The organism is Leifsonia sp. PS1209 (assembly GCF_012317045.1).
In the GTDB taxonomy this organism is placed as follows: domain Bacteria; phylum Actinomycetota; class Actinomycetes; order Actinomycetales; family Microbacteriaceae; genus Leifsonia.
In genome coordinates this window covers 2363785-2390560 of record NZ_CP051154.1, presented here as the reverse complement: position 1 = coordinate 2390560, position 26776 = coordinate 2363785, and the positions used below count along the sequence as shown (strand labels likewise).

The 26776-nt window shown below is 69.8% G+C and carries 23 protein-coding genes and 1 other RNA gene; 11 read left to right on the top strand and 13 right to left on the bottom strand.

The genetic code is table 11. The features are described 5' to 3' along the window. The first annotated feature begins 40 nt into the window (after nucleotides 1–40). From HF024_RS11390 to HF024_RS11370, 5 genes are all read left to right on the top strand, one after another. Complete coding sequence (locus tag HF024_RS11390) at nucleotides 41–2170, top strand: cytosine permease (RefSeq protein WP_168689624.1); 2130 nt, start codon at nucleotides 41–43, stop codon at nucleotides 2168–2170. A gap of 10 nt (nucleotides 2171–2180) precedes the next feature. Beyond that, on the top strand, nucleotides 2181–3005 hold the full coding sequence (locus HF024_RS11385; RefSeq protein WP_168689623.1) for a Nif3-like dinuclear metal center hexameric protein: 825 nt from the start codon (nucleotides 2181–2183) through the stop codon (nucleotides 3003–3005). A gap of 43 nt (nucleotides 3006–3048) precedes the next feature. Beyond that, nucleotides 3049–3783, top strand: coding sequence for a hypothetical protein (locus HF024_RS11380; RefSeq protein ID WP_085367889.1), 735 nt, complete (start codon nucleotides 3049–3051; stop codon nucleotides 3781–3783). A gap of 24 nt (nucleotides 3784–3807) precedes the next feature. After that, nucleotides 3808–4190, top strand: an RNA gene (gene rnpB / locus HF024_RS11375) — RNase P RNA component class A. Between the two features lie 49 nt (nucleotides 4191–4239). Continuing rightward, nucleotides 4240–4644 (top strand): hypothetical protein, encoded by a 405-nt coding sequence (locus HF024_RS11370; protein ID WP_085367887.1) that lies wholly within the window; start codon nucleotides 4240–4242, stop codon nucleotides 4642–4644. On the opposite strand, the gene HF024_RS11365 is transcribed toward HF024_RS11370, so the two are convergent. The 8 genes from HF024_RS11365 to map all read right to left on the bottom strand — a co-directional run bounded on the left by HF024_RS11365 (nucleotide 4617) and on the right by map (nucleotide 14187). Beyond that, on the bottom strand, nucleotides 4617–5309 hold the full coding sequence (locus HF024_RS11365; RefSeq protein WP_085367885.1) for a response regulator: 693 nt from the start codon (nucleotides 5307–5309) through the stop codon (nucleotides 4617–4619). The genes HF024_RS11370 and HF024_RS11365 overlap by 28 nt on opposite strands. After that, nucleotides 5306–7807: a DUF4118 domain-containing protein gene (locus HF024_RS11360; RefSeq protein WP_168689622.1), complete on the bottom strand. Its 2502-nt coding sequence runs from the start codon at nucleotides 7805–7807 to the stop codon at nucleotides 5306–5308. Before HF024_RS11360 ends, HF024_RS11365 begins: the two co-directional genes overlap by 4 nt. Nucleotides 7808–7812: 5 nt before the next feature. Continuing rightward, a complete protein-coding gene (kdpC, locus tag HF024_RS11355) occupies nucleotides 7813–8421 on the bottom strand; it encodes a potassium-transporting ATPase subunit KdpC (protein WP_168689621.1) in 609 nt (202 codons plus the stop codon). A gap of 30 nt (nucleotides 8422–8451) precedes the next feature. Beyond that, on the bottom strand, nucleotides 8452–10584 hold the full coding sequence (gene kdpB, locus HF024_RS11350) for a potassium-transporting ATPase subunit KdpB (protein WP_168689620.1): 2133 nt from the start codon (nucleotides 10582–10584) through the stop codon (nucleotides 8452–8454). Between the two features lie 3 nt (nucleotides 10585–10587). Continuing rightward, nucleotides 10588–12234 (bottom strand): potassium-transporting ATPase subunit KdpA, encoded by a 1647-nt coding sequence (kdpA, locus tag HF024_RS11345; protein WP_247597085.1) that lies wholly within the window; start codon nucleotides 12232–12234, stop codon nucleotides 10588–10590. Further along, nucleotides 12234–12323, bottom strand: coding sequence for a K(+)-transporting ATPase subunit F (kdpF, locus tag HF024_RS19845; RefSeq protein WP_247597084.1), 90 nt, complete (start codon nucleotides 12321–12323; stop codon nucleotides 12234–12236). The genes kdpA and kdpF overlap by 1 nt, the downstream gene beginning before the upstream one ends. Before the next feature lie 206 nt (nucleotides 12324–12529). Further along, a complete protein-coding gene (gene ppgK / locus HF024_RS11340; protein ID WP_168689618.1) occupies nucleotides 12530–13282 on the bottom strand; it encodes a polyphosphate--glucose phosphotransferase in 753 nt (250 codons plus the stop codon). Between the two features lie 38 nt (nucleotides 13283–13320). Next, nucleotides 13321–14187, bottom strand: a complete 867-nt coding sequence (gene map / locus HF024_RS11335) for a type I methionyl aminopeptidase (RefSeq protein ID WP_168689617.1) — start codon at nucleotides 14185–14187, stop codon at nucleotides 13321–13323. Nucleotides 14188–14199: 12 nt separating this feature from the next. On the opposite strand from map, the gene HF024_RS11330 reads away from it, so the two are divergent. Continuing rightward, complete coding sequence (locus HF024_RS11330) at nucleotides 14200–14412, top strand: hypothetical protein (RefSeq protein ID WP_085367872.1); 213 nt, start codon at nucleotides 14200–14202, stop codon at nucleotides 14410–14412. 4 nt (nucleotides 14413–14416) lie between these two features. Here HF024_RS11330 and panB read toward each other — a convergent pair whose 3' ends face one another. Then, nucleotides 14417–15268, bottom strand: a complete 852-nt coding sequence (panB, locus tag HF024_RS11325) for a 3-methyl-2-oxobutanoate hydroxymethyltransferase (protein ID WP_085367869.1) — start codon at nucleotides 15266–15268, stop codon at nucleotides 14417–14419. A 104-nt stretch (nucleotides 15269–15372) separates the two neighbouring features. On the opposite strand from panB, the gene glnA (HF024_RS11320) reads away from it, so the two are divergent. The 3 genes from glnA (HF024_RS11320) to HF024_RS11310 all read left to right on the top strand — a co-directional run bounded on the left by glnA (HF024_RS11320) (nucleotide 15373) and on the right by HF024_RS11310 (nucleotide 20189). After that, the gene (gene glnA, locus HF024_RS11320) at nucleotides 15373–16710 is read left to right on the top strand and encodes a type I glutamate--ammonia ligase (protein ID WP_085367867.1); all 1338 of its coding nucleotides are present in this window, start codon (nucleotides 15373–15375) and stop codon (nucleotides 16708–16710) included. A 5-nt stretch (nucleotides 16711–16715) separates the two neighbouring features. Next, nucleotides 16716–19739, top strand: coding sequence for a bifunctional [glutamine synthetase] adenylyltransferase/[glutamine synthetase]-adenylyl-L-tyrosine phosphorylase (locus HF024_RS11315; protein ID WP_168689616.1), 3024 nt, complete (start codon nucleotides 16716–16718; stop codon nucleotides 19737–19739). A gap of 120 nt (nucleotides 19740–19859) precedes the next feature. Then, nucleotides 19860–20189, top strand: coding sequence for a hypothetical protein (locus tag HF024_RS11310; RefSeq protein ID WP_247597083.1), 330 nt, complete (start codon nucleotides 19860–19862; stop codon nucleotides 20187–20189). A gap of 94 nt (nucleotides 20190–20283) precedes the next feature. On the opposite strand, the gene glnA (HF024_RS11305) is transcribed toward HF024_RS11310, so the two are convergent. Further along, nucleotides 20284–21708, bottom strand: coding sequence for a type I glutamate--ammonia ligase (gene glnA, locus HF024_RS11305; RefSeq protein WP_085367863.1), 1425 nt, complete (start codon nucleotides 21706–21708; stop codon nucleotides 20284–20286). Nucleotides 21709–21847: 139 nt separating this feature from the next. Here glnA (HF024_RS11305) and HF024_RS11300 point away from each other — a divergent pair, with 139 nt between their 5' ends. Next, the gene (locus HF024_RS11300) at nucleotides 21848–22285 is read left to right on the top strand and encodes an RDD family protein (protein WP_085367861.1); all 438 of its coding nucleotides are present in this window, start codon (nucleotides 21848–21850) and stop codon (nucleotides 22283–22285) included. Between the two features lie 137 nt (nucleotides 22286–22422). Here HF024_RS11300 and HF024_RS11295 read toward each other — a convergent pair whose 3' ends face one another. From HF024_RS11295 to lipB, 3 genes are read right to left on the bottom strand one after another with little or no spacing between them, the layout of a single operon-like run. Continuing rightward, a complete protein-coding gene (locus tag HF024_RS11295; protein ID WP_085367860.1) occupies nucleotides 22423–23121 on the bottom strand; it encodes a DUF4191 domain-containing protein in 699 nt (232 codons plus the stop codon). Between the two features lie 49 nt (nucleotides 23122–23170). Beyond that, complete coding sequence (gene lipA, locus HF024_RS11290; protein WP_168689615.1) at nucleotides 23171–24160, bottom strand: lipoyl synthase; 990 nt, start codon at nucleotides 24158–24160, stop codon at nucleotides 23171–23173. Further along, on the bottom strand, nucleotides 24157–24804 hold the full coding sequence (lipB, locus tag HF024_RS11285) for a lipoyl(octanoyl) transferase LipB (protein ID WP_168689614.1): 648 nt from the start codon (nucleotides 24802–24804) through the stop codon (nucleotides 24157–24159). The genes lipA and lipB overlap by 4 nt, the downstream gene beginning before the upstream one ends. 110 nt (nucleotides 24805–24914) lie before the next feature. On the opposite strand from lipB, the gene HF024_RS11280 reads away from it, so the two are divergent. Next, entirely contained in the window at nucleotides 24915–26774 is a 1860-nt protein-coding gene (locus HF024_RS11280) for a hypothetical protein (RefSeq protein WP_168689613.1), read from the top strand. The last annotated feature ends 2 nt before the right edge of the window (nucleotides 26775–26776 follow it).

Below are 26776 nucleotides of genomic sequence, written 5' to 3'. Positions count from 1 at the left end.
GAACCGGCGTGTGGACCTGTCACATCGCTAGGCTTTCGTCATGGAAGGCGACGAGGTCGAACCGGACCCCGGCTCCCTCACCGACGACGAGGTGAAGGAGCTCGTCGGCCACGACCTGGCTGCACACGACACGCTCGCGGCGATCGAGCACCTGGAGAGCGTGCTGGTGGCCCGCGCGACCGCTGCGATCCCGATCCAGTACCCGCCTGATGCTGACGACGCGGACGCCGCCGCGGACGCCGACGCCGAGGAGCTGTCGGACACCGACGGACTCCCCACCCAGCTCATCAGCTTCGACGACCTCCCCACTCCGCGTGTCGAGCCCGGCGCCCAGCCGACCTTCAGCGCGTGGATCGCACCGTCCGCGCGGGTCCCGCCCGCCGGGCAGCGGAGGCCGGAGCCGCTCGATCTCGTGCCTCTCGAACTCGCGCCGCGGGACTCGGAGCCCGTGCCCGTCGTGCCGCTCGCCCCGCTGCCGGTCGAGCATCCGGATGCGCTGAGCCTGGACTCCGTGCCGCTCCCGCTCGTCGGCACCGGCGCCATCGCCGCCCACGACCTCGGGGTCGCAGGGCCGGTCGGCGACGCCATCGACGACGACCTGGTGGACGACGCCGACGACGTGCGCCTGCCAACCGGATCGCTCGCGGCTCCGGTGGCGAGCGCGCGGGTGGCGACCGGGGAGCGCATCCTGTTCGGCGACGAACCCGTGCCAGCCCCTCCGTTCGAGGTGGAGGACGCCGACCTGCGGCCGACGCCGGTGGAGCGGCGGGTGGGGCGCGCATCCCGGCTCTTCTGGCTGTGGTTCGCGGCGACATCGTCGCTGATCAGCGTCGGCGTCGGTGCGACCCTCTTCACGCTGGGCCTCAGCCTGCGGCAGATGCTGGTCGCCACGCTGGTCGGGGTGGCGCTGTCGTTCCTGCCGCTCGGACTCGGCACGCTCGCCGGGAAGTGGAGCGGGCAGCCGACGATGGTGGTGTCCCGGGCGACGTTCGGCCTGCGCGGGAACGTGGTGCCGGCAGCCCTCGCGCTGCTCACCAGGCTGTTCTGGGGCGCCGTGCTGCTGTGGCTGGCCGGAGCGTCTGCCGGCACGCTGTTCACCGCGGAGGGCTGGGCGGCCGACCCCGTGCTGCCGACGACGGCGGGCATCGTGGTGACGATCGGCGCGGCGCTCGCGGTCGCATACTTCGGCTACGCGCTCGTCGCGCGCGTGCAGCTGGTACTGACCATCGCATCCGGTGTACTCATCGTCGTGATGGTGGCCGTCACCTGGCGCTTCGTCGACCTGCCGACCGCGCTCGCCGCGCCCGACGCGATCTGGCTGAGGGTCATCACCGGCGCCGTGCTCGTCTTCAGCTACCTCGGGCTCGCCTGGGCGAACAGCAGCGCCGACGTCGCCCGCTACCAGCGGCCGACCTCGTCGGGTGCGACGGGGATGCTCTGGGCCACCTTCGGGGCCGCCCTCCCGCCGTTCGTCCTCATCTCGTACGGCGGCCTGCTCGCCGCGTCGAACAGGGCGCTCGCCGAGGACTTCGCGAGCAACCCGGTGAGCGCGTTCTCCCGGCTCGGCCTCCCGGGCTGGTATCCCGTGCCGCTGCTGCTCGCCGTCGGCCTCGGCCTGATCTCGGGGCTCGTGCTGAACATCTACTCCGGCGGGTTCACCCTGGAGGCGCTGGGCGCTCGCCTGGGCAGGAGATGGAGCACGGTCGCCGTCGGCGGCGCCATCGCGCTCGCCGGGTTCGTGCTCGCCGCGACCGTGAGCGACCTGTCCAGCGTCGTCCGGAGTCTGCCGACGACGCTCGCCGTGCCCGTGGCCGCGTGGGCCGGGCTGTTCGTCGCGGAGATGATGCTGCGCACCCGGCGCTTCCACCAGCCGTCCCTGCTGCACGCCGGCGGAGCATACCCGGACTGGCGCTGGACCAACCTCGGGATGCTCGCCGCCGCCACGGTGATCGGCCTCGGCCTGATCTCGTCCGACCTGCCGTGGCTGCGCTGGGAGGGCTACCTGTTCCGGCTGCTCGGCGTGGCACCGGGCAGCGACCTCGGCACGACGGACATCGGCGTCGTGGTCGCGCTCGGCATCGGCCTGCTGACCCCGATCGTCGCGGGTGTGCCTGCGCTCCGCCAGCAGGAAGACTCCATCGACACCGCGGCGCTGTCCCTCGGCAAGTAGGCTCTATCCCGTGCCCCATACGCTTGCTTCCGTCCGCGAGACCGTCGAGCGGCTCTGGCCGCTCTCCGGAGCAGAGGCATGGGATGCGCCCGGTCTCGTCGCCGGAGATCCGGCAGCGCCCATCGAGCGTATCCTGCTCGCCGTCGACGCGGTCTCCGCGACCGTCGGGGAGGCCGTCGACGGGGGAGCGGACCTGCTGCTCACCCACCACCCTCTGCTGCTGCGCGGCGTGACGAGCGTGGCGGAGGACAGATACAAGGGCGCGATCCTCGCACGACTGATCAAGGCGGACTGCGCCCTGATCGCGGCGCACACCAACGCCGACGTCGTCGCCGACGGCACCTCCGCTGTGCTCGCTTCGCTGCTCGGGCTCACCGCCACGACGCCGATCGCGCCTTCGGCCGGGGGAGCGGGCGACACCGGCATCGGCAGGATCGGGACGCTCGCGGAGCCGACGACGCTCGGCGCGCTCGCCCGGCGCCTCGCCGAGATCCTGCCCGCCACAGCGGGCGGCATCCGGGCGGCGGGCGACTACCAGCAGCCGGTCAGCACCGTCGCCGTCTGCGGAGGAGCAGGAGACTCGCTGCTCGGCACGGACGCGGTGCGCGCCGCCGACGTCTACATCACCGCAGATCTCCGCCACCACCCGGCGTCCGAGGCGCGCGAGCAGGCGGCCGTCGGAGGGGGGCCTGCCCTCCTCGACGTCTCCCACTGGGCGAGCGAGTGGCTGTGGCTCGACACGGCGGCCGAGCAGCTCAGGCGGGAACTGCCCGGCGGCGTCGTCGAGGTCAGCGACCTGAGAACAGACCCGTGGGACTTCGCGATCCTCCAGTGATCGCGCCCCGCACACACCAGCCATCCACAGAGAGCGGACAACCGTGAAAGCCAGCCCCACCGACCAGAACGAGCTCCTTCGCCTCCAGACGGCGGACACCCGCCTGAACCAGCTCAACCACGTCGCCAAGAACCTCCCGCAGCTCGCCGAGCTCGCTGCGCTGCAGCCCGACGTGGATGCGCTCCGCACCCGCTGGATCGCCCGCACGGGCGAACTCGAGGACTCCCGCGCAGAACTGAAGCGCGTCGAATCCGATGTCGCCGTTGTCGAGGCGCGCATGGAACGCGACAGCGGACGCCTGCAGCAGACCTCCTCCACCAAGGACGTGCAGGCGCTCGAAGCCGAACTGACCGCGCTCGGCAAGCGCCGCGACGACCTCGAGGAGATCGAGCTCACGGTGATGGAGCGCGTCGAGGAGCAGGAGGCGGCGCTCGCCGCCGTCGAGGCGGAGCGCGCGGAGCTCGACAGCAGGGTCCAGGCGCTGGAGGCGGCGAAGGCCGACGAGCTGGCGAAGGTGGATGCGCAGCGCACGGCCCTCGCGAAGGACAGGGAAGCGATCGTGTCCGGCATCCCCGCCGACCTGGTCGAGCTCTACGAGAAGCAGCGCGCCCGCTACGGCATCGGAGCGGCCCTGCTCGTGCGCGGCGTCTCGATGGGCAGCAACGTGAAGCTCACCGAATCCGACCTGTCCGTCATCCGCCGCGCGGCGGACGACGACGTCGTGCTCTGCCCGGACAGCGGCGCCATCCTGATCAGGAACGAGGAGTCCGGGCTCTAGCCGCTGCGATAGTCTGGAGGCGAATGGGCCGGCAAGACGGTCGCGTCGGTCTGCTTCGGCAGGCCGCCGAGGAACGTCCGGGCTCCACAGAGCAGGGCGGTGGGTAACACCCACCCGGGGCAACCCGCGAGACAGTGCCACAGAGAACAGACCGCCACGGGATGCGACCTTCGGGTCGTTTCCGCGGTAAGGGTGAAACGGTGGGGTAAGAGCCCACCAGCGACCGGGGTGACCCGGCCGGCTCGGTAAACCTCGCCCGGAGCAAGGTCAGACAGGAAACGTTGAGGCTGCTCGCCGAGTTTCCGGGTAGACCGCTAGAGGGCGGCGGTAACGTCGTCCCGAGATAGATGGCCGTCCACGGTGCTTTCGCACCAGGACAGAACCCGGCGTAACAGCCGGCCCATTCCTCCACCGGGATGCCCAACCGGAATACTCGAGGGGACGGATCGAGGCAGGGTGACAGCGAAGCAGCCGAACACCAGACGGATCGCCGAGACGGCGAGTGCCCTCACGGCGCTCGTGATCGTGCTCGTCGCGATCGGCTACTGGTTCTGCGTCTGGTTCTTCTTCACCATGCCGTCGTTCGTGACGCCTCCCGTCGACTCGTTCGAGTTCGCCGCCCGCGCCGACATGTTCCAGAGCGCCGTCGGCAACCTCGTCTACTGGGTGGCCGCGTTCGCGGTGACGCTGGGACTCGCGCTGCTCACCACCGTCGCCGGGGTGCGCGCGGTGCAGATGCTGTGGCAGTGCACACCGGATGCACTGATCGTGGACCGGGTGGACGACACAGACCCGGCGACCACCGTGGCGAAGCTCGATCTGAACCGGCCGGGTCAGTCCGGGTCCGGCACGAACCGGTAGCCCATCCCCGGCTCGGTCAGCAGATACCGCGGGTGCGCAGGCTCGGGTTCCAGCTTCTTGCGCAGCTGCGCCAGGTAGAGCCGCAGGTAGCCGGTGTCGCTCGTGTACTGCGGCCCCCAGACCTGCGTCAGCAACGCCTGCCGGGTCACGAGCCTCCTCGGGTTGCGCACGAGCACGTCGAGGATCGCCCACTCCGTCGGGGTCAGCCGCACGGGCTCCTCCGCGCCGCCGGTGCGCCTGGTCACCTGCCGGGCGGCCAGGTCGACGGCGATGTCCCCGAAGGTGACGACCGGTTCGTCCGTCGACGGCGTCTGCCGCCTCGTCAGCGCCCGGATGCGCGCGAGCAGCTCGTCGGCGGCGAACGGCTTGGTGACATAGTCGTCCGCGCCGGCGTCCAGCGCATCCACTTTGTCGGCGGAGTCCGTGCGGCCGGAGACCACGAGGATGGGTACGGACGTCCAGCCGCGCAGCCCCTGGATCACTTCGATGCCGTTGAGCTCCGGCATCCCGAGGTCGAGCATCACCAGGTCAGGGTGGTGCTCGACGGCCTGGCTGAGCGCCTCCGCCCCGTTCGTGGCCACGCTGACCTCGTAGCCGCGGGCGGTCAGCAGGATGCGCAGCGCCCGGAGGATCTGCTGGTCGTCGTCGGCGATCAGGATTCTCACGCTGGCTCTCCTCCGTGCTGCACGGTGGACGCGACGGGAAGCGCCACCACCATCGTCAAACCGCCGCCCGGGGTGTCCTCCACCTCGAGCGTTCCGTCCATCCCCTCCACGAAGCCCTTGGAGAGTGCGAGTCCCAGCCCGATGCCGGTGTCGTTGTCGGTGTCCCCGAGCCGCTGGAACGGGACGAAGACGGCGTCGCGGCGCTCGCCGGGGATGCCGGGCCCGTGGTCGATCACGCGCACCTGCACGCGGCCGCCGAACTCGCTGGCCGCGATCACCGGGCGCGCGTCGGCCGGGCTGAACCGGATGGCGTTGCCGAGCAGGTTGACGAGCACGCGCTGCAGCAGCACGCCGTCGGCGGCGACCGGCGGCAGGGTGTCCGGCAGGTCCAGCTCCACGTCGGCCGGACCGACGCCCAGCTCGTCGAGCGCGGCGGGCACGACGTCGTCGATGTCGGTCGGCGCGAGCGAGACCGCCAGCACACCCGCCTGCACCCGGCTCACGTCGAGCAGGTTGGTGACGAGCTGGGCCAGGTTGCCGAGGCTGTCCTCCGCGGTCTCGAGCAGCGCATCCCTGTCGGCTCCTGCGAGGGTGATGTCGGTCTGCCGGAGGGTGGTGACGGCGGCCGTCGCCGCGGCGAGGGGGCGACGGAGATCGTGACCGACGGCGGCGAGCAGGGCGCTGCGCACCCGGTCCGCCTGGGCGAGCGGGCCGAGTTCGCTGGCCGTCGCCTGCAGGTCGCGGTGCTCCAGGGCGGCGTCGAGCTGGGCGACGATCGCGGCGAGCAGCCGCCGGTCGCCCGCTTCGAGTGTCCGCCCGGAGAGTTCGAGGGTTCCGCGGGTGCCGACCGGGATGCTCTGGGTGTGCTCGTCGTCGGACGGCTCCCCATCGGTGGAGACGACGTCCTCGCCGTCGAGCAGGCGCACCCCGGAGAGCCCGAACGCCTCCCTGGTGCGGGTGACCAGCGCCTGCAGCGCGTTCTCCCCGCGGATGACCCCGCCGGCCACGGTCGCGAGCAGTTCGGCCTCCGCCGCCGCGCGCTTCGCCGCCCTGCTCCTGCGGGCGGCCTGGTCGACCACCAGGCTGACGAGCGCGGCGATCACCAGGTAGAGCACCAGCGCAAGCAGGTGCAGCGGCTCGCTGATGGTGATCGTGTAGAGCGGTGCCACGAAGAAGAAGTCGAGGGTGATCCCGGACAGCAGGGCGGCGAACAGCGCGGGCCAGATGCCGCCGACGAGCGCGACGATCACCACCAGCAGCTGATACGCGAGCACGTCGCTCGTCATCGATTCCGACGAACGCATGCTGGTGAGCAGCCAGGTCAGTAGCGGACCGCCGACGAGGGCGAGCGCGAACCCGTAGACCTGCCGCCGAGCGGTGAGGCCGCCCCGGACGCGCGGCAGCGAGAACCGGCCGCCGGCCCGCGCGTGCGACACGATGTGCACGTCGATGTCGCCGGATTCCCTGATCACGGTCGACCCGATCCCCGGACCGGTCAGCAGCGCGGCGAGGCGGCTGCGACGACTGACGCCGATGACAAGCTGCGTCGCATTCTCCCCGCGCGCGAACTCGACCAGCGCGCGCGGGATGTCGCTGCCGACCACCTGGTGGTAGCTGCCGCCCAGCTGCTCGACCAGCGCCCGCTGCGCCGCGAGCGCTCCGGGAGTGGCCTCGCGGAGGCCGTCCTGGCTGGTCACGTGCACGGCGAGCAGCTCTCCGCCCGCCGACCGTGCGGCGATCCTGGCGCCGCGGCGCAGCAGGGTGTCGCCCTCCGGACCACCGGTGAGCGCGACCACCACGCGCTCCCTGGCCTCCCAGGTTCCTGCGATGCCGTGCTCGGCCCGGTACTGCTGCAGCGCGCTGTCGACCTCGTCGGCCAGCCAGAGCAGCGCCAGCTCCCGGAGTGCGGTGAGGTTGCCGAGCCGGAAGTAGTTGGAGAGCGCGGCGTCGATGCGGGCGGCCGGATAGACCTCGCCGTCGGCGAGCCGGTCGCGCAGCGCCTGCGGCGCCAGGTCGACCACCTCGATCTGGTCGGCGCGGCGGAGCACGGCATCCGGGATCGTCTCCCGCTGCTGGGCGCCGGTGATCTGCTCCACCACGTCGTTCAGCGACTCGATGTGCTGGATGTTCACGGTCGACATCACGTCGATGCCCGCGGCGAGCAGCGCATCCACGTCCTGCCAGCGCTTCTCGTGCTCCGAGCCCGGGGCGTTGGTGTGGGCGAGCTCGTCGACCAGCGCGAGCTGCGGGGCGCGGGCGATGACCGCATCCAGGTCGAGCTCGGTCAGCTCGACGCCGCGGTGCTCGACGGTGCGGCGCGGCACGACCTCCAGGCCGTCCAGCATGCCGGCCGTCGCCGCGCGGCCGTGCGTCTCGACGACGGCGACCACCACATCCTTGCCGAGCGCCAGCAGCCGCTTGCCTTCTTCGAGCATCGCGTACGTCTTGCCGACGCCCGGCGCGGCGCCGAGCATCACCCGCAGGTGGCCACGTGGCATTTCTTCTACTCGTCCATCTTCGCCAGTGCGATGTTCAGCTGGAGCACGTTCACGGTGGGCTCGCCCAGATAGCCGAGGTCCCGTCCCTGAATCTTAGACTCGACGAGCGCGCGGACCGCTGCAACGGAGAGCCCGCGGGCGTGCGCCACCCGCTGCACCTGGTCGAGCGCGTACGCGGGCGAGATGTGCGGGTCGAGCCCGGATCCGGATGCGGTCACCGCGTCGATCGGCACGTCGGCGACGGCGATCCCGTCGTCCTTCGCGACGGCGGCGGTGCGCTCCTTCACCGCTTTCAGCAGCTCGGGGTTGTTCGGGCCGAGGTTGCTGCCCGAGGACGCCGCCCCGTCGTAGCCGTCGCCCGCGGCGGACGGCCGAGACTGGAACCACTCCGCGAGCGCGTTGCCCTTCTTGTCCGTGAAGCCCTGCCCGATCAGCGCGGAGCCGACCGTCGTGCCGTTCTCCGAGATCAGCGAGCCGTTCGCCTGCGCGGGGAAGGCGACCTGGCCGATGCCGGTCAGCACCAGCGGGTAGACGATCCCGAGTGCGACGGTCAGCACGATCATCGCCCGGATGGCGACCCAGTAGTGGCGCCACGCGCCACGCATTCCGTTCATGGTTGTCGTTCTCTCTTCCTGGATCCGGCCTTAGAAACCGGGGATCAGCGCGACCAGCAGGTCGATCAGTTTGATGCCGATGAACGGGGCGACGATGCCGCCGAGACCGTAGATCAGCAGGTTGCGGCCGAGCAGCGCCGACGCTTTCGACGGCCGGTACGTCACGCCGCGCAGGGCGAGCGGGATGAGCAGCACGATCACGATGGCGTTGAAGATCACGGCCGAGAGGATCGCGGACGCGGGGGAGTGCAGCCCCATGATGTTGAGCGCAGCGAGCCCGGGGAACGCGCCGACGAACATCGCCGGGATGATCGCGAAGTACTTGGCCACGTCGTTCGCGATGGAGAACGTGGTCAGGGCGCCGCGGGTGATGAGGAGCTGCTTGCCGATCCGGACGATGTCGATCAGCTTGGTCGGGTCGGAGTCGAGGTCGACCATGTTGCCCGCCTCCTTCGCCGCCGACGTTCCGGTGTTCATCGCGACGCCGACGTCGGCCTGCGCGAGGGCGGGCGCGTCGTTCGTGCCGTCGCCGGTCATTGCAACGAGGTTGCCGCCCTCCTGCTCCCGCCGGATCAGCGCCAGCTTGTCCTCCGGCTTCGCCTCGGCGAGGAAGTCGTCGACCCCGGCCTCCGCGGCGATGGCCTTCGCCGTCAGCGGGTTGTCCCCGGTGACCATCACGGTCCGGATACCCATCCTGCGCAGGTCGGCGAAGCGCTCGGCCAGGCCGTCCTTCACGACGTCCTTCAGGTAGATCACGCCGAGCAGGGTCGCGACGCCGCTCGCATCCCTGGTCGCCACCGCCAGTGGCGTTCCACCGACGGACGAGATGCGCTCCACGGCGGCGTCGAGGTCGCGGAGGGCGCCGGGCGCAGCGGAGGAGGACTCCCGCACCCAGGAGACGACGGCGCTCGCCGCGCCCTTCCGCACGCTGGTGCCGTCCGGGAGGTCGAGGCCGCTCATCCTGGTCTGGGCGGTGAACGGGACGATGTCGCCGCGCAGGTCGCCCTGGTGGCTGTAGCCGAGCTGTCCGGCGAGCGCCACCACGGAGACGCCCTCGGGGGTCGGGTCGCTCAGCGACGAGAGCGCAGCAGCGCGGATCAGTTCCATGCTGTCCGCTCCGCCGACCGGCGTGAACTCGGCCGCGCGGCGGTTGCCGTACGTGATGGTGCCGGTCTTGTCGAGCAGCAGCGTCGTCACGTCGCCCGCCGCTTCGACGGCACGGCCGGACATCGCCAGCACGTTCCGCTGCACCAGCCTGTCCATGCCGGCGATCCCGATGGCCGAGATGAGCGCGCCGATGGTGGTCGGGATGAGGCAGACCAGCAGGGCGATCAGCACGGGAACGGTCGGGGCGGCATCCGAGTATCCGGCGGCCGGCGCCAGCGTGAGCACGACCACCACGAAGATGATCGACAGGCTCGCCAGCAGGATGTTCAGAGCGATCTCGTTCGGTGTCTTCTGCCGGGAGGCGCCCTCGACCAGGCGGATCATCCTGTCGACGAACGTCTCGCCCGGCTTGCTCGTGATCCGCACCAGGATGCGGTCGGAGAGCACACGCGTTCCTCCGGTGACCGCGCTCCGGTCCCCGCCGGACTCGCGGACGACAGGGGCGGACTCGCCGGTGATGGCCGACTCGTCCACCGACGCGATGCCGCGGACGATGTCGCCGTCGCCAGGGATCAGCTCCCCGGCCGTGACCACCACGAGGTCGCCCAGCCGGAGCTCGCTCGACGCGACCTGCTCGACCGTGGCGCTGAGCGCATCCGGGTCTGCGGTCTCGTCGTAGCCGGTGACCCGGTTGGCGACGGTGGTCGACCTGGTGGCGCGCAGGCTCGCGGCCTGCGCCTTGCCCCGCCCCTCCGCGACCGCCTCAGCGAGGTTGGCGAAGATCACGGTGAGCCAGAGCCAGACGGCGATGCCCCAGGTGAACGCGAGGTTCTGCTGTCCTGCGCTGTGGCCGCCCGCGCTGTCCGCACCGCCGAGGAACGGCTGCGCGATGGCGAGCACGGTGGTCAGCGCAGCGCCGACCTCCACGATGAACATGACGGGGTTGCGCCACATCGAGCGCGGGTCGAGTTTGCGGATCGCTCCGGGGAGCGCCGCGACGAGCTGCGCGAACGAGAACGCGCGGGCCGTCTGCCGCTGTGAGGTGATGGTGGTCATGGTCTACTGCAGCCCTTCCGCCAGGGGACCCAGCGCGAGTACGGGGAAATAGGTGAGGGCGGACACGAGCAGCACGGTCCCGACCAGCAGGCCGACGAACTGCGGCCGGTGGGTGGGGAGGGTGCCGGCTGTCGCCGGGATCTTCGCCTGCCCGGCGAGGGAGCCCGCCAGAGCCAGGACGAACACGATCGGGAGGAAGCGCCCGAGGAACATCGCCGTGCCGAGCGCCGCGTTCAGCCACGGCGTGTTCGCGGTGAGTCCCGCGAACGCCGAGCCGTTGTTGTTCGCGGCGGAGGTGAACGCGTAGAGCACCTCGCTGAAGCCGTGCAGGCCGGGGTTGAAGATCGAGGTCTTCTCCACGTCGGCCCTGATCGCGGGGATGGCGAAGCTGAGGCCGGTGCCGACGAGCACCAGTGTCGGGGTGGTCAGGATGTACAGGCTCGCCAGCTTGATCTCCCGCGGCCCGAGCTTCTTGCCCAGGTATTCGGGGGTGCGGCCGACCATCAGCCCGGCGATGAACACCGCGATCACGGCGATCACGAGCATCCCGTACAGTCCGGCGCCGACGCCGCCGGGGGCGACCTCGCCGAGCATCATGTTGATCATCGCCATCATGCCGCCGAGCGGACTGTAACTGTCCAGCATCGAGTTCACCGCACCGGTCGAGGTGAGTGTGCTCGTCGTGGTGAACAGCGTCGAGCCCAGGGTGCCGAACGCCTGCTCCTTGCCCTCCAGCGACCCGCTCGACAGCTCGAAGGCCGTCATCGCGGCGAGCGAACCGAGGAACAGCACGCCCATCGTCGCGAGGATCGCGTAGCCCTGACGGCGGTCGCCGACCATCGTGCCGAACGCGCGGGGGAGCGAGAACGGGATGAGCAGCATCAGCACGATCTCGACCAGGTTCGTCCACGCGGTCGGGTTCTCGAACGGATGCGCCGAGTTCGCGTTGAAGAAGCCGCCGCCGTTCGTGCCGAGCAGCTTGATCGCCTCCTGCGACGCCACCGGTCCGCCCGGGATGCTCTGGGTCGCTCCCGTCAGCGTCGTCACGTCGTGGAATCCGGCGACGTTCTGGATGGTGCCCCCGGCGATCAGCACGACGGCCGCGATCACCGAGAGGGGCAGCAGCACGCGAACGGTCGCGCGCAGCAGGTCGACCCAGAAGTTGCCGATGGTGCCGCTCGACCGGCGCGCGAACCCGCGCACCAGGGCGACCGCCACGGCGATGCCGACGGCGGCGGACACGAAGTTCTGCACCGCGAGCCCGGCGAGCTGCACGGTGTATCCCATCGTCGCCTCTGGCGAGTACGACTGCCAGTTGGTGTTGGTGACGAACGAGATCGCGGTGTTGAACGCGAGCCCCTCCGGCACGGCGGGCAGGCCGAGCGCGTACGGCAGGAACTCCTGCAGCCGCTGCAGCCCGTACACGATCAGGATGCCGACCACCGAGAACGCGAGCACGCCGCGCAGGTAGGCAGGCCAGGACTGCTCCGACGCCGGGTCGACCCCGATCATCCGGTACACGCCGCGTTCGACGCGGAGGTCCTTCTGCGAGGTGAACACCCGGGCCAGGTAGTCGCCGAGGGGGCGGTACGCGATGGCGAGGATGAGCGCGAGCGTCGCCAGCTGGGCGACGAACAGCCACACCACCACTAGAAGCGCTCCGGCTTCACCAGGGCGACGACCAGGTACGCGATCGCGGCGACCGCGAGCAGGGCACTGATCACATCGAAGACGATCACAGCTTCTCGACCCCCCGGCCGACGAGCCCGACGACAAGCGCGAGCACGACGATTCCGAGGAGGTAGACGACGTCCAGCACGACTCTCTCCATCCATCAGGATGTCGCGCCATCCGACGCGACCGAGGAGAGTCCACACCCTGGCGGGGCGCGGGATGCGCGTCCTAACGCATCCCTAACGCCGGCCGGGTGAACGTATACGGCGTCCTAACGAGCGGCGAGCGCGGCGGCCCCGAGGATGCCGGCGTTGTTGCGGTGCACCGCGGGGACGATCTCGGTCTTCAGGTCGAGCAGAGGCAGGAACTCCTGGTAGTTCTTGGAGACGCCGCCGCCGACGATGAACAGGTCCGGCGTGAACAGGAACTCCAGCGTCGAGTAGTAGGTCTGCAGGCGCTTCGCCCACTTCTCCCAGCTGAGGTCCTCGCGCTCCTTCGCCGAGTACGCCGCCTTCGACTCCGCGTCGTGACCGTCGATCTCCAGGTGGCCGAGCTCGGCGTTCGGGATGAGCACGCCGTCGTAGATGAGGGCGGAGCCGATGCCGGTGCCGAGCGTCGTCATGATGACGAGCCCCTTCTTGCCCTTCGCCGCGCCGAACTGGGACTCGGCGTATCCGGCGGCGTCCGCGTCGTTGACGAAGTGGATGTCGCGCGCGAGCGCCTTCTCGAACAGGTCCTCCGCGCGGAGGTCGATCCACTTCTTCGACACGTTCGCCGCGGAGAGGGTGACCCCGTGGCTGACGATGGCCGGGAAGCAGACGCCGACGGCCGCATCCGGGTCCTCCGCTGCGAGGCGGTCGACGATCTCCTTGGTGGTCTCGACGATGTCGTCCGGCTTGCCGCCCTCCGGCGTCGGCAGCTTGACCCTGTCGCTGATGAGTTCCCCGGTGTCGAGGTCGACGAGACCTCCCTTGATCCCGGTTCCCCCGATGTCGATTCCGATTGCCTGGTTCTTCGAACTCATGGCACGAATCTACCCGTACCGGGATGCGCGGCGCGCGCTCAGGGGAGGGTGAGCACCTCTGCGCCGCGTTCGGTGACCACGAGCGTGTGCTCGAACTGGGCGGTCATGCTCTTGTCGCGGGTGACGACGGTCCAGTCGTCCTCCCACATGTCCCACTCGTGCGTTCCGAGGGTGAGCATCGGCTCGATGGTGAAGACCATGCCCACCTCCATCACGTCGTCGTGCAGCGGGGCGGAGTCGTAGTGCGGGATGATCAGCCCGGAGTGGAACGCCGCCCCGACGCCGTGACCGGTGAAGTCGCGCACGACGCCGTAGCCGAAGCGCTTGGCGTACGACTCGATGGCCCGGCCGATCACGTTGACCTGCCTGCCGGGGGCGACCGCCTTGATCCCGCGGTTCAGGGCCTCCCTGGTGCGCTCGACCAGGAGGGCGACCTCCTCGGTGGCCGTGCCGGCGATGAAGGTCTGGTTGCTGTCGCCGTGGAAGCCGTTCTTGTACGCCGTGATGTCGATGTTGACGATGTCGCCGTCCTCGATCACGGTGTCGTCCGGGATCCCGTGGCAGATGACTTCGTTGACCGAGCTGCAGATCGACTTCGGGAAGCCGCGGTATCCGAGGGTCGACGGGTATGCGCCGTTGGCGATCAGGAAGTCGTGCCCGATCACATCCAGCTCCTCGGTGGTGACGCCCGGGCGCACGTTCTCGCCGACCAGGGCGATGGCCTGCGCGGCGATCCTGCCGGACTCGCGGATCAGCTCGATCTCGCGAGGCGTGTAGACGTCGGAGCCGGTGTACGGGGCCGGGGCCTTCTTGCCGACGTACTCGGGCCTGGCGATGCCGGACGGCACGCGGCGCTCGGGGGTGACGCGTCCGGGAATGAGGTGACCGGCGGAATCCTTGGGCATAGGATCAAGCTTATGACCGGCGAGAATGACCACGGCATCAGCCAGGATGCTGAACACAAGTTCTGGTACAACATGAAGACCGGCCAGGTCGAGCAGGGCTTCCTGTCTCCTGCTCCCGACCGGGTCGGCCCGTTCGACACGCACGCCGAGGCGGAGCACGCCCTCGAGAAGCTGCGCGAGAACAGCGCCAAGTGGGCAGAGGAAGACGCGGCGGAAGGCCGCTGAGCCTCTAGAAGCTGTGCTCCTCGGCGGGGAACGTGCCGTTCTGCACGTCCGCCTTGTACGCCGTCGCCGCCTGCGTCAGCACGCCCTGCAGATCCGCGTACTGCTTCACGAACTTCGGAATGCGACCGGTGGTGAAACCGGCCCAGTCGGTCCACACCAGCAGCTGCCCGTCCACGTCCGGGCCTGCGCCGACACCGATGGTCGGGATGCGCAGCTCGGCGGTGACGCGCGCGGCCACGGCAGCGGGCACCATCTCCATGACGACGGCGAACGCGCCCGCCTCTTCCACGGCGTGCGCGTCGGCGAGCAGCTGCTCTGCCCCGTCGCCCCTGCCCTGGATGATGTGACCGCCGAGCCCATGCTCGCTCTGCGGCGTGAAGCCGATGTGCGCCATCACCGGGATGCCCGCATCCACGATCCGGCGGATCTGCTCTGCACTGCGCACGCCGCCTTCGAGCTTCACCGCGTGCGCCCCGGTCTCCTTCATGAACCGCACGGCCGTGTGCAGCGCTTCGAGCGGACCGGTCTCGTAGGAGCCGAACGGCATGTCGGCCACCACGAACGCGCGCTTGACGGCTCCGGCCACCGCGCGGGTGAGCGGGATGAGCTCGTCCACGGTCACCGGGAGCGTCGTCTCGTAGCCGAGCACGTTGTTCCCCGCCGAGTCTCCGACCAGGAGGAAGTCGATGCCTGCCGCGTCGAAGATCTGCGCCGTCAGCTGGTCGTAGCTGGTCAGGCCGGTGAACTTCGTCCCCTCCTCCTTCGCGATCTGGAAGTGGCGCGTCCGCACCCTCTTCAGCGACTGCATCGACGACGTCGTCGGGTGGGTGGACGGCATGGGGGACATGTCAGACATGGCCTCAGTCTAATGACGCGCCAGGACCACCGATTGGGGTGCGTTCCTCGCCTGAATCCGGGTGCGGAAACCACTAGTCTGGGAAGGCTGACGAAAGGGGCAGGATGGACAAGCAGCGCGACTTCGTTCTTCGCACGATCGAGGAGCGTGGCGTCAAGTTCGTGAGGCTGTGGTTCACCGATGTCGTCGGCACACTCAAGTCCGTCGCCATCGCCCCCGCCGAGGTGGAGGGTGCCTTCACCGAGGGCCTCGGCTTCGACGGCTCCGCCATCGAGGGACTGACCCGCGCATACGAGTCCGACCTGCTGGCGCTGCCGGACCCCACCACGTTCCAGATCCTCCCGTGGCGCGGCGAGATCGACCCGACCGCCAGGATGTTCTGCGACATCACGACGCCGGACGGCCAGCCGTCGGTGTCCGACCCGCGCAACGTCCTGAAGCGCACGCTCGAGAAGGCGGCGGACCGCGGGTTCACGTTCTACACGCATCCGGAGATCGAGTTCTACCTGCTCAAGTCGTCGGCGTTCGACGAGAACGGGCCGGAGCCCGTCGACTCCGCCGGCTACTTCGACAACGTGCCGGGCGGCACGGCGCACGACTTCCGCCGCCGCTCGGTCAGAATGCTCGAAGACCTCGGCATCTCGGTCGAGTTCAGCCACCACGAGGCCGGCCCAGGCCAGAACGAGATCGACCTGCGCTACGCGGACGCCCTCACCACGGCGGACAACATCATGACGTTCCGCACGGTCGTCAAAGAGGTCGCCATCGAGCAGGGCGTCTACGCCACCTTCATGCCCAAGCCGCTCTCCGGCCACCCCGGCTCCGGGATGCACACCCACATGTCACTGTTCGAGGGCGACACCAACGCGTTCTTCGAGGCGGGCGCCGAGTACCAGCTGTCCACGGTCGGCCGCCACTTCATCGCCGGTCTGCTCCGCCACGCGCCGGAGATCACCGCGGTGACCAACCAGTTCGTCAACTCGTACAAGCGTCTCTGGGGCGGCGACGAGGCGCCGAGCTTCGTCTGCTGGGGTCACAACAACCGGTCTGCGCTGGTCCGCGTCCCGCTCTACAAGCCCAACAAGGGCCAGAGCTCGCGCGTCGAGTACCGTGCCATCGACTCCGCGGCCAACCCGTACCTCTCGTTCTCGCTCATGCTGGCCGCCGGCCTCAAGGGCATCGAGGAGCAGTACGAACTGCCGCCGGAGGCCGAGAACAACGTCTGGGCGCTCAGCGACGCGGAGCGCCGCGCGCTCGGCTACAACCAGCTCCCCGCCAGCCTCGACCACGCCATCTCGCTGATGGAGGACTCCGAGCTGGTGGCCGAGACGCTGGGCGAGCAGGTGTTCAACTACGTGCTGCTGAACAAGCGGCAGGAGTGGTCGGCGTACCGCGCGCAGGTCACCCCGTACGAGCTGCGCACCAACCTCGAGATCCTTTAGGCGCCGTGCCGCGCGACCAGCTCTCACTGACCACGCTCGCGCGGTCGGGGTTCGTCGGTCTGAGCTCGGTGCGGGCGCAGCTCGACGAGCTGACGGCACTCACCGGCGTGCCGGTCGAGGATGCGCTTCCCGCGTTCGCGGTCGCGGCCGACCCTGACACGGCGCTCGGCTGCACGCTCGCCCTGGTGCGCCGCGCACCTGACCGCGTCGCCCCGTACCTGCGCAGGCAGGACGCTGCCCAGCGCATCCTGCGGGTGATCGGCGCGTCGGAGGGGATCGCCGAGTTCTTCCTGCGCCAGCCGGACCAACTGGATGCGCTGACCGAGCGGGTCGAGCGCCTCCCGTCCGCCGCCGAGCTGCGCGACGACCTCCTGGATGCGGTCGGCGCGGTCGACGGGTTCGCCTCGGTGACGGAGGAGGCGGCCTGGACGGCGCTGCGCATCCGGTATCGCCGCAGGCTGGTGCAGCTGGCGAGCTTCGACCTGGAGCAGGACGACCCGGTCGACGGGTTCGATGCCGTTGCGGCCGCGATCTCCGACCTCGCCGCCGCCGCCCTCGAAGCATCCCTCGCCATCGCCCGGCGGCAGGTCAGCGGCACGGGCCCTGGACGGTTCCCCGAGGCGGAGGTGCGGGCCACGCGGCTCGCCGTCATCGGAATGGGCAAGGCCGGCGCCCGCGAGCTCAACTACGTCAGCGACGTGGACGTGATCTACGTGGCGGAGGGCGACGAGGAGGCCGGGGTCAGCTCCGGCCGCGCCGTCGACATCGCCACCCGCCTCGCGATGCTGACCATGCGCGGCATCCACGATCCGGCGATCGAACCCGGCCTCTGGGAGGTCGACCCGAACCTCCGGCCCGAGGGCAAGGACGGCGCGCTCGTGCGCACCCTCGAGTCGCACATCGCCTACTACGACAGGTGGGCCAAGGGCTGGGAGTTCCAGGCGCTGCTCAAGGCGCGCCCGCTCGCCGGCGACCTGGGCCTGGGGGAGCGGTACGTCGCCGCCATCGCCCCGAAGGTGTGGAGCAGCGCGTCCCGGGAGAACTTCGTCGAGTCCGTGCAGCGGATGCGCGAACGCGTCACCGACAACATCCCGGACGACGAGGTGCACTACCAGCTGAAGCTCGGCCCAGGCGGCCTGCGCGACGTGGAGTTCACGGTGCAGCTGCTGCAGCTCGTGCACGGCAGGACCGACGACCAGGTGCGCCAGCGCGACACCCTCTCCGCCCTGGCCGCCCTCGCAGCGCAGGGCTACATCGGCCGCGAGGAGTCCGCAGACTTCTCCCGCGACTACCGCACCCTGCGCCTGATGGAGCACCGGCTGCAGCTGCGGCACCTCTCACGCACGCACCTGATGCCACGCGACGAGGGAGACCAGCGCGTCCTCGCCCGCGCGACCGGGCTCGCCCCGGGCGCCGAGCAGCTGTTCGAGCGCTGGAACGCGATCAAGCACCGGGTGCGCGGGCTGCACGAGCGGCTGTTCTACCGGCCGCTGCTGAGTGCGGTCGCCTCCACGTCGAGCGAGGACACCAAGCTCACCGGCGCCGCAGGGCTCACCAGCGAGCAGGCGGAGGCGCGCCTCGCCGCGATCGGTTTCCGCGACCCGCGCGGCGCGCTCGCCCACATCGGCGCGCTCACCGGCGGGGTGTCCAGGCGCGCCACCATCCAGCGTCACCTGCTGCCGGTGATGCTGCAGTGGTTCGCCGACGGCGCCGACCCCGACTACGGCCTCCTCACCTTCCGCCGCCTCAGCGAAGACCTCGGCTCCACCCACTGGTATCTCCGGATGCTCCGCGACTCCACGGGGGCCGCCGAGCGTCTGACGCGGGTGCTGTCCGGCTCCCGGTTCGCCGGGGAACTGCTCGGGCGCATCCCGGAGTCGGTGGCCTGGCTGGAGTCGGAGGACGACCTGCGCCCCCGCTCGGCCGCGCTGCTGCGCGAGGAGACGCGGGCGATCCTCGGCAGGCACTCGTCGGCGGAGTCCGCGGCGTCTGCACTGCGCGCCGCCCGCCGCCGCGAGGTGCTGCGGCTGGCGTTCTCGGGCATCCTGGGTTTCAGCACCATCGAGGAGCTTGCGCAGGGCCTCACGGCCGTCACCGAGAACGTGATCGCCGGGGTGCTGGAGGCGATCCGCGACAACCGCGACGACCGCGACCTGTTCGAGTTCGCCGTGATCGGGATGGGCCGCTTCGGCGGCCGCGAGCTCGGCTTCGGCTCGGACGCCGACGTGATGTACGTGTTCCGTCCGCTCGGCGACGACCAGGAGGCCGCTCACCGCGCCGCCCTGCAGGTCGTCTCGGAGCTCGGCAGACTCACCGAGGACAACGTCCTCCCACTCGACCTGGACATGGGCCTGCGCCCCGAGGGCAAGAACGGCACCCCGGTGCGCTCGCTCGAGTCGTACCGCGCCTACTACCAGCGCTGGTCGCTCACCTGGGAGGCCCAGGCGCTGCTGCGCGCCCGCGGGGTGGCGGGGGATGCGGCACTGCTCGACGACTTCGAGACCGTCGCCGACGAGGTGCGCTATCCGGCGTCGATCGCCGAGCAGGCGGTCCGCGAGGTCAAGCGGATCAAGGCGCGCGTCGAGAGCGAGCGCCTCCCGCAGGGCGCGGACCCGGCTCGCCACCTCAAGCTCGGCCGCGGCTCCCTCAGCGACGTCGAATGGTTCGTGCAGCTCATCCAGCTGCAGCACGCGGCCGCCGTCCCCGACCTGCAGACCACGTCGACCCTGGATGCCGTCCGCGTCGCCGCAGAGACCGGCTACGTCACGGCCGACGACGCCGCCAAACTCCGCGACGCCTGGGTCTTCGCCTCCCGCGCCCGCTCCGCGATGACCCTCTGGACCAACAAGACGGCCGACGTCCTCCCCTCCGACCGCGTCGCCCTCGACGGCGTCGCCCGCCTGATGGAATACCCACCCGGCTCCGCCAGCCGCCTCGAAGAGGACTACCTCGCCGTCACCCGCCGAGCCCGAGCCGTCTTCGAGCGCTCCTTCTACGGCCAGCCCGACCGCCCGGCCCCCACCGCCTGACCGCCCCCGTCTCCGTTCAAGCGGAGATATCGCGGCCCCGGGCCGCATTCTCCGCACGAGCGGAGTTCCCGACGGCGTGTCGTCCGGGATCTCCTGCCGAACAACCGGCATCGTGACGGTGTGCAGACCTGGTGGACGCCCCGTCGAACCGTCGTCTTCATCGCCGCGTTCCTCGTCGCAGCCCTGGTCGTCTCCGGCGGTATCGTCCTCCTGAAGGTCCACGAGGCGACAGCGGACTGGTGGCCGAGCGCCATCCCCACCCGGGTGCAGTACGCCGGTCGCAACTACACCTGCTTCGGCGCCGGCCCCGGCTTCACCACCGGACTGCCCGCGCGCGGCCACACCATCGGTGGCGGCATCATCTATGCGCCGAGCGTCGAGCCGGACACGTTCATCGTCGTCAGCGACGGAAAACGCATCGTCGAGTGCCCGCTCAGCGGCGGCCTGTGACGTCGGACGGCCGAAGCGCCCAGTTCACTCCCGCGCCCGAAAACGCCGGAAGGCCGCACCCCCGAAGGGATGCGGCCTTCCGCACGTCAGAGCGTCAGACGCCGAAGTACAGCTCGTACTCGAACGGGTGGGGACGCTGCGCGAGGGGCTTGATCTCCTTCTCGCGCTTGTAGTCGATCCAGGTCTCGATGAGCTCCGGGGTGAACACGCCGCCTGCGAGGAGGAAGTCGTGGTCGGCCTCGAGCGCATCCAGGACCTCGGCGAGGGTGCCGGGGACCTGCGGGATGTTCTTGGCTTCCTCGGGCGGGAGTTCGTAGAGGTCCTTGTCGACGGGCTCGTGCGGCTCGATGCGGTTCTTGATGCCGTCGAGGCCCGCCATGAGCTGCGCGGCGAACGCGAGGTACGGGTTGCCGGACGCGTCGGGGGCGCGGAACTCGATGCGCTTCGCCTTCGGGTTCGTGCCCGTGATCGGGATGCGGATCGACGCCGAGCGGTTGCCGGCCGAGTAGACCAGGTTGACCGGGGCTTCGAAGCCGGGGACCAGGCGGTGGAACGAGTTCACCGTCGGGTTCGTGAACGCGAGGACGGCCGGGGCGTGCTTGAGCAGGCCGCCGATGTACCAGCGTGCGATGTCGGAGAGGCCGCCGTAGCCCGCCTCGTCGTAGAACAGCGGCTTGCCGTCGTTCCACAGCGACTGGTGGGTGTGCATCCCGGAGCCGTTGTCGCCGAACAGCGGCTTCGGCATGAAGGTCGCGACCTTGCCCCACAGCTCAGCCGTGTTCTTCACGATGTACTTGAACTTCAGGATGTCGTCTGCCGCGTGCACCATCGTGTCGAAGCGGTAGTTGATCTCGGCCTGGCCGCCGGTGCCCACCTCGTGGTGTGCGCGCTCCAGGATGAGGCCGGCGTCGATCAGCTTCAGCGAGATGTCGTCGCGCAGGTCGGCCTGCTTGTCGACCGGGCTGACCGGGAAGTATCCGCCCTTGTACGGCGTCTTGTTGGCGAGGTTTCCGCCCTCCTCGACACGACCGGTGTTCCAGGCTCCCTCTTCGGAGTCCACCGAGTAGAAGCTCGAGTGCTGGTTCACCTCGTAACGGACGTCGTCGAAGATGTAGAACTCGGCCTCGGGGGCGAAGAACGCGGTGTCCGCGATGCCGGTCGATGCGAGGTACTTCTCGGCCTTCTTGGCGACCTGGCGCGGGTCCTTCGAGTAGATCTCGCCGTTGCGCGGGTTGTAGATGTCGAAGACCATGATGAGCGTGCGCTCGGCACGGAAAGGGTCGACGTACGCGGTGGAGACGTCGGGGATGAGCTGCATGTCCGATTCGTGGATGGACGCGAAGCCTCGGATGGACGAGCCGTCGAAGAGCTGACCGACGGAGAAGAACTCTTCGTCGACGGTCGAAGCGGGGATGTTGAAGTGCTGCTGCACACCGGGCAGATCGGTGAAGCGGATATCAAGGAACTTGACGTCGGTGTCCTTGATGAACTTGAGCACCTCGGAAGAATCACGGAACATGCGGAGGACTCCCAAAATGGATTGAGGTGGTGGACTGCACCTGCAGCCCAAGACAACACCGTACGGGGAAGGAGTTTCCCCGGAGTGACGCAATTGTTTCCGGCGTGTTACGCATACCCGTGGCCGGTAAACTCGTCTGGTGCCACAGAACCCGCCATCCTCCGCCTCCGGCAACATCGCGCCGAGCCGCTATCCCGGTGAACGACTGGGATTGCCGGAGACGGGCAGAGGCTCGGTCGGGCGTGCAGGCCGCCGCATCGGCGCCATCGTCATCGACTGGGCGATCGCCTACCTGATTTCTTTCGCGTTCTTCCGCACGGACGGGATCGTGAACGGCTGGGCCACCACCGGCATCTTCGTGCTCATGCAGATCCTGTTCATCCCGACCATCGGCGGCGGCATCGGCCACCGGGTGTTCGGGATGCGCGTTGTCGCGATCCGCGGCGGCTGGGTGGGCCTCTGGCGTCCCGTCGTCCGCACGCTGCTGCTCGCGATCGTGATCCCCGCGCTCGTCTGGGATTCCGACCAGCGCGGCTTCCACGACAAGATCGCCGGCACGGTCCTCATCCGGGCCTGACGGCGCCGCCACTGCCGTCCCTCCCCGCCGCACCCAAAGCATCGAGCCGGGACTTCTGCACGCGACACGCCGGTCGGGCTGGTGCAGAAGTCCCAGCTCGATGGATGCGCGGGGCGGGGTAAGCGGGCGAGCGGGCTCTAGCGAGCGCGCTGGGCGCGAACCTTCATCGGGTCGATGCCCTTGGGGATCGGCATCGAGTTCTCCAGCGACTGGAGACGGTTGCTGATCGCCATGACCTCGGCCTTGGTCAGGGTGGGCTTGATCTTGGCGAGCACGCGCGGGATCTTGTGCAGCGGGGTGGCGTCCGCATCCGGTCCGACGCTGATCGTCGTCACGGGCACGTTCGGCAGCACGCGGGTGACCTTGCGGCGCTCCTCGTCGATCATCCGCTGGGTGCGGGTCTTCGGGCCTTCGCTGATGAGCACGACACCACCGCGGCCGGTGGCACGGTAGATCGCATCCTGGGTCTTGCCGTTGACGGCGACCGGCATCTCCGAGCCGCGCCAGCTGCGCTTCAGGGAGCTGCGCAGCACGGCGCCGACGGCGCCGGGCTGGCCCTCGATCTGCGAGTACGCAGCACGCTCGGCGCGACGCCCCAGGATGATCAGGCCGATCAGCACACCCGCGAGCACGCCGGCGAGGATCCACATCGCCATCGTGAAGCCGTTGCCGTCGGACAGGAAGATCGCCAGAAGCACGCCGACGATGATCGGGGCCACGATGCCGCCCACGATGTACAACACCGCCCGCTTGTCGTAGCGGCGGGTCATCTGGAAGACCTGCCACATCTGCTTGAGCCGACCGGGCTCCTTGGTGGACTTGTCCTTGCGTGCCATAGTCACAAGGATACCGGCTCGGCCGCCCGCGCAGTGACGTTGTTCGCGGTCAGGATACGGCCTGGGCGAACCCGAGCGACGCGTCGGCCAGATGGCGGAGTTCGTCCGGCACCTCGCGGCCTTTCGCGTGCATCGACTGCGCCCAGAGTCGCCCGGCGCGGTACGACGAACGGACCAGGGGACCGGCGAGCACACCGAGGAACCCGATCGCCTCCGCCTCCTCTTTCAGCTCGACGAACTCATCCGGATGCACCCACCTCGCCACCGGCAGATGCCGCGGGCTCGGCCGCAGGTACTGGGTGATCGTGATGATGTCGGTCCCCGCGTCGTGCAGGTCGCGCAGAGCCTGGCTGACCTCTGCGCGCTCCTCGCCCATCCCGAGGATGAGGTTGGACTTGGTGATGAGCCCGGCCGCACGTCCCTGCGTGATGACGTCGAGCGAGCGCTCGTAACGGAAGGCCGGCCGGATGCGCTTGAAGATGCGCGGGACGGTCTCGACGTTGTGCGCGAAGACCTCGGGCTCGGCGGAGAAGACCTCGCCGAGGTAGTCGGGGTTGCCGGAGAAGTCCGGGACCAGGATCTCGACGCCCGTGCCCGGGCTCTGCCGGTGGATCTCGCGGATCGTCTCGGCGTACAGCCACGAGCCTTCGTCGGCCAGGTCGTCGCGGGCGACGCCGGTGACGGTGGCGTAGCGCAGGTCCATCTTCGCGACGGACTCTGCGACGCGGCGTGGCTCGTCGGTGTCGTAGTCGGCGGGCTTGCCGGTGTCGATCTGGCAGAAGTCGCACCGCCTGGTGCACTGGGCCCCTCCGATGAGGAACGTCGCCTCCCTGTCCTCCCAGCACTCGAAGATGTTCGGGCAGCCGGCTTCCTGGCACACCGTGTGCAGGTTCTCGCCCTTCACGAGGTTCTGCAGCTGGCGGTACTCGGGGCCCATCTTCGCTTTGGTCTTGATCCACTCGGGCTTGCGCTCGATGGGGGTCTCTGCATTGCGGATTTCGAGGCGCAGCATCTTGCGTCCCTCTGGCGCTGCGCTCACGCGACGGTCTCCAGTCCTGTGTCGAATTCTCTGTCGAAGCGTGCCTGGATGAGGGGGACGACGTCCTCCGGGGTGACCGTGCGGCCGAGGACGCGGCTGATCGAGGTGACCCCCGCATCCCGGATGCCGCAGGCCACGATCGCGTCGTAGGCCTCGAACCCGTTGGAGCAGTTGAGCGCGAACCCGTGCATGGTGACGCCCTCGGCGACGCGGATGCCGATGGCGGCGATCTTCTCGTCGCGCTGGATCCCGCGGATCCATACGCCGGAGCGTCCCTGCACACGTTCACCGTGCACGCCGACGTCTGCAAGAACGTCGATCAGGATGCTCTCCAGCCGCCGCACGTATCCCACGACGTCGATGGGCTCGGGAAGGCGGAGAATCGGGTATCCCACGAGCTGCCCCGGCCCGTGCCAGGTGATCTTCCCGCCGCGGTCGACATCGATGACGGGTGTCCCGTCGGTCGGCCTTTCGTCGGGCTCTGTGCGTTTCCCTGCGGTGTACACCGAGGGATGCTCGAGGAGGATGACAGTATCGGGCGCCCGGCCTGCAACGACATCGGCGTGCACGGCACGCTGCTGTTGAAGGGCCTCGAAATACGGCACGGAGTTGGCGCTTAGCCCCGTGACGACATAGTCGACCACGCAGCAAGTCTATGTGCTTGCGCGCTCTCCACAGGGCGGCTGTTTGGCGAGTTGTCCACGGGTTGGGGTGCGCCGCGTCGCGAGGGTTCCGGATGCTCTGGAATTGGTCCATGCCGACTGCACCGACCACGTCCCGCCCGCCCCTGCTGAGCCGCACGCCCGACCTCGCCCGCCTCGCCGTCGCCCGGGCGAGGGAGAGGGGCTGGCAGGTGCTCGGCACGCTGTCGGCCGAGCCGGACGAATTTCGGCAGCTGATCCGGGCGCCGGAGCAGGCGCATCCCGTGGTGGCCTGCCTCCGCACCGGCGTGGATGCTGCGGACGCGACAGCGCGCGAGGCCACTGCCAGACGCGATTCCCACTCGGAGCACGTCGTGGGGGTTGTGGGCGGCGAGGTCGCGCGCGGTCTGCCGGAGGGTTGGCTCATCGTGGAACACGCTCCAGGAGGAACCCTTGCCGCCTTACTTGCCCGGCGCCACCTGATCCGCGCAGACGAGGCGGCCACCATCCTGATCGGGGTCGCGTCCGGTCTCGGCGCCGTGCACGAGTCCGGATGGTCGGCGAGCGACCTGGCCCTCGACGGGGTGGTCTTCCGCCGCGATGGCTGCCCGGCGATCGACGCCCTCCGCCGCGCCTGCCCGCTAACGGAGGCGACCGCCGTGGCGGACCGGATCGCGTATCGCGCGGTGGCGCAGCAGCTCTGCGCGGCGGTCCCTGCGCCGGGCGGCTGGCGGCTGCTGGATGCGGTGGATGCGGCACTCGCGCCACCGCGCCCCGGTGCCGACCGCGCGCCTACAGCCGTGTGGGAGCGGGTGCTGGCGGGCGTGCTGGCGACGATCGAGCCGGGTGTGGTGCGGTTGACGGAGTCGGGAACACCGCACGCGCCGCGTCCACCGTCCGTGGCACCGAGTGCCCTCCCACCCGGTGAGGCGGACGAGCCACCGGGTGCGCCGCGACGATCGCAGGGCGAACTGATCGACGCGGGCCTCAGCCTGGTCAATGGTCACGCTGAGCCCACAGGCCGCCGCGAGCCTGTGTCTGGCCAGGTCGCAGCGGCGTCGGACCGTCTGCACGACACCATTCCGCGTCAGTCGTTCGATTCGAACGGGCGGATGTCTGCGACGCGAACCTCGCTTCCGCGAACCTCGATGGTGCACTCCGTGTCGAGCTCAGCGCTGAACCCGGTCTCGGCGTTCGAACCGGCCGCGGAGCTCAGCGACCTTCTCCTGGACGGCAGACCCATCGCGCACGTCGCAGAGCGTGTTCGCAGCTGGTTCGCGGTGCGGAAGAAACTCGTCGCGATTGTGCTGATCCCGGCCGTCGTCGTCGGCGCCGCGCTCCTCCTGCTGTCAGGCGGTCCGGCTCAGAACACGTCGTCCGAATCCTCTGCCGGCGCCGGTGCATCGTCCGCGACTGGTGCATCGTCCGCGACTGGTGCACCGTCCGCAGCCGAAACCTCCGGCTCGCCCAGCACGCCCGGGTCGAACGGCCGGTCTTCGCCTAGCGGGGCAACACCCTCAGCTCGCGCACCAGCGTCAGAAGGTTCGCTGGACGCGTCCCACCTCCCCACGCCACCAGCGAAGCCCGACGGCGCGACGACAGCCGGGGGAGCGAACTCCACCGCTGCGCAGACGGAATCCACCGTGCCCGGCGAGCCGGTGGCCGCTGCCACACATCTGCTGCAGGCCCGCCACACGTGCTTCACAGCACGCGTGCGACAGGTCTCGTGTGTGGACGAGCTCGTCCAGGACGGCTCGCCGGTGGCCGCGACCGACCGGGCGGCGATCGAGGACGGGACGGCCGCCGACGGGTACGACTACGCCGGAGCCGCCGTCGAGCTCGTGCAGCGCTGGGGGGAGGCGGCGCTCGTGTCCGTGGCACCGGATCGCGCACGCACCCCGAAAAGCGAACCGGCCTCGCTCCTGATGGTCAGGAGCGAGGCCGGGTGGCGTCTGCGGGAGGTGTTCCCGTGACA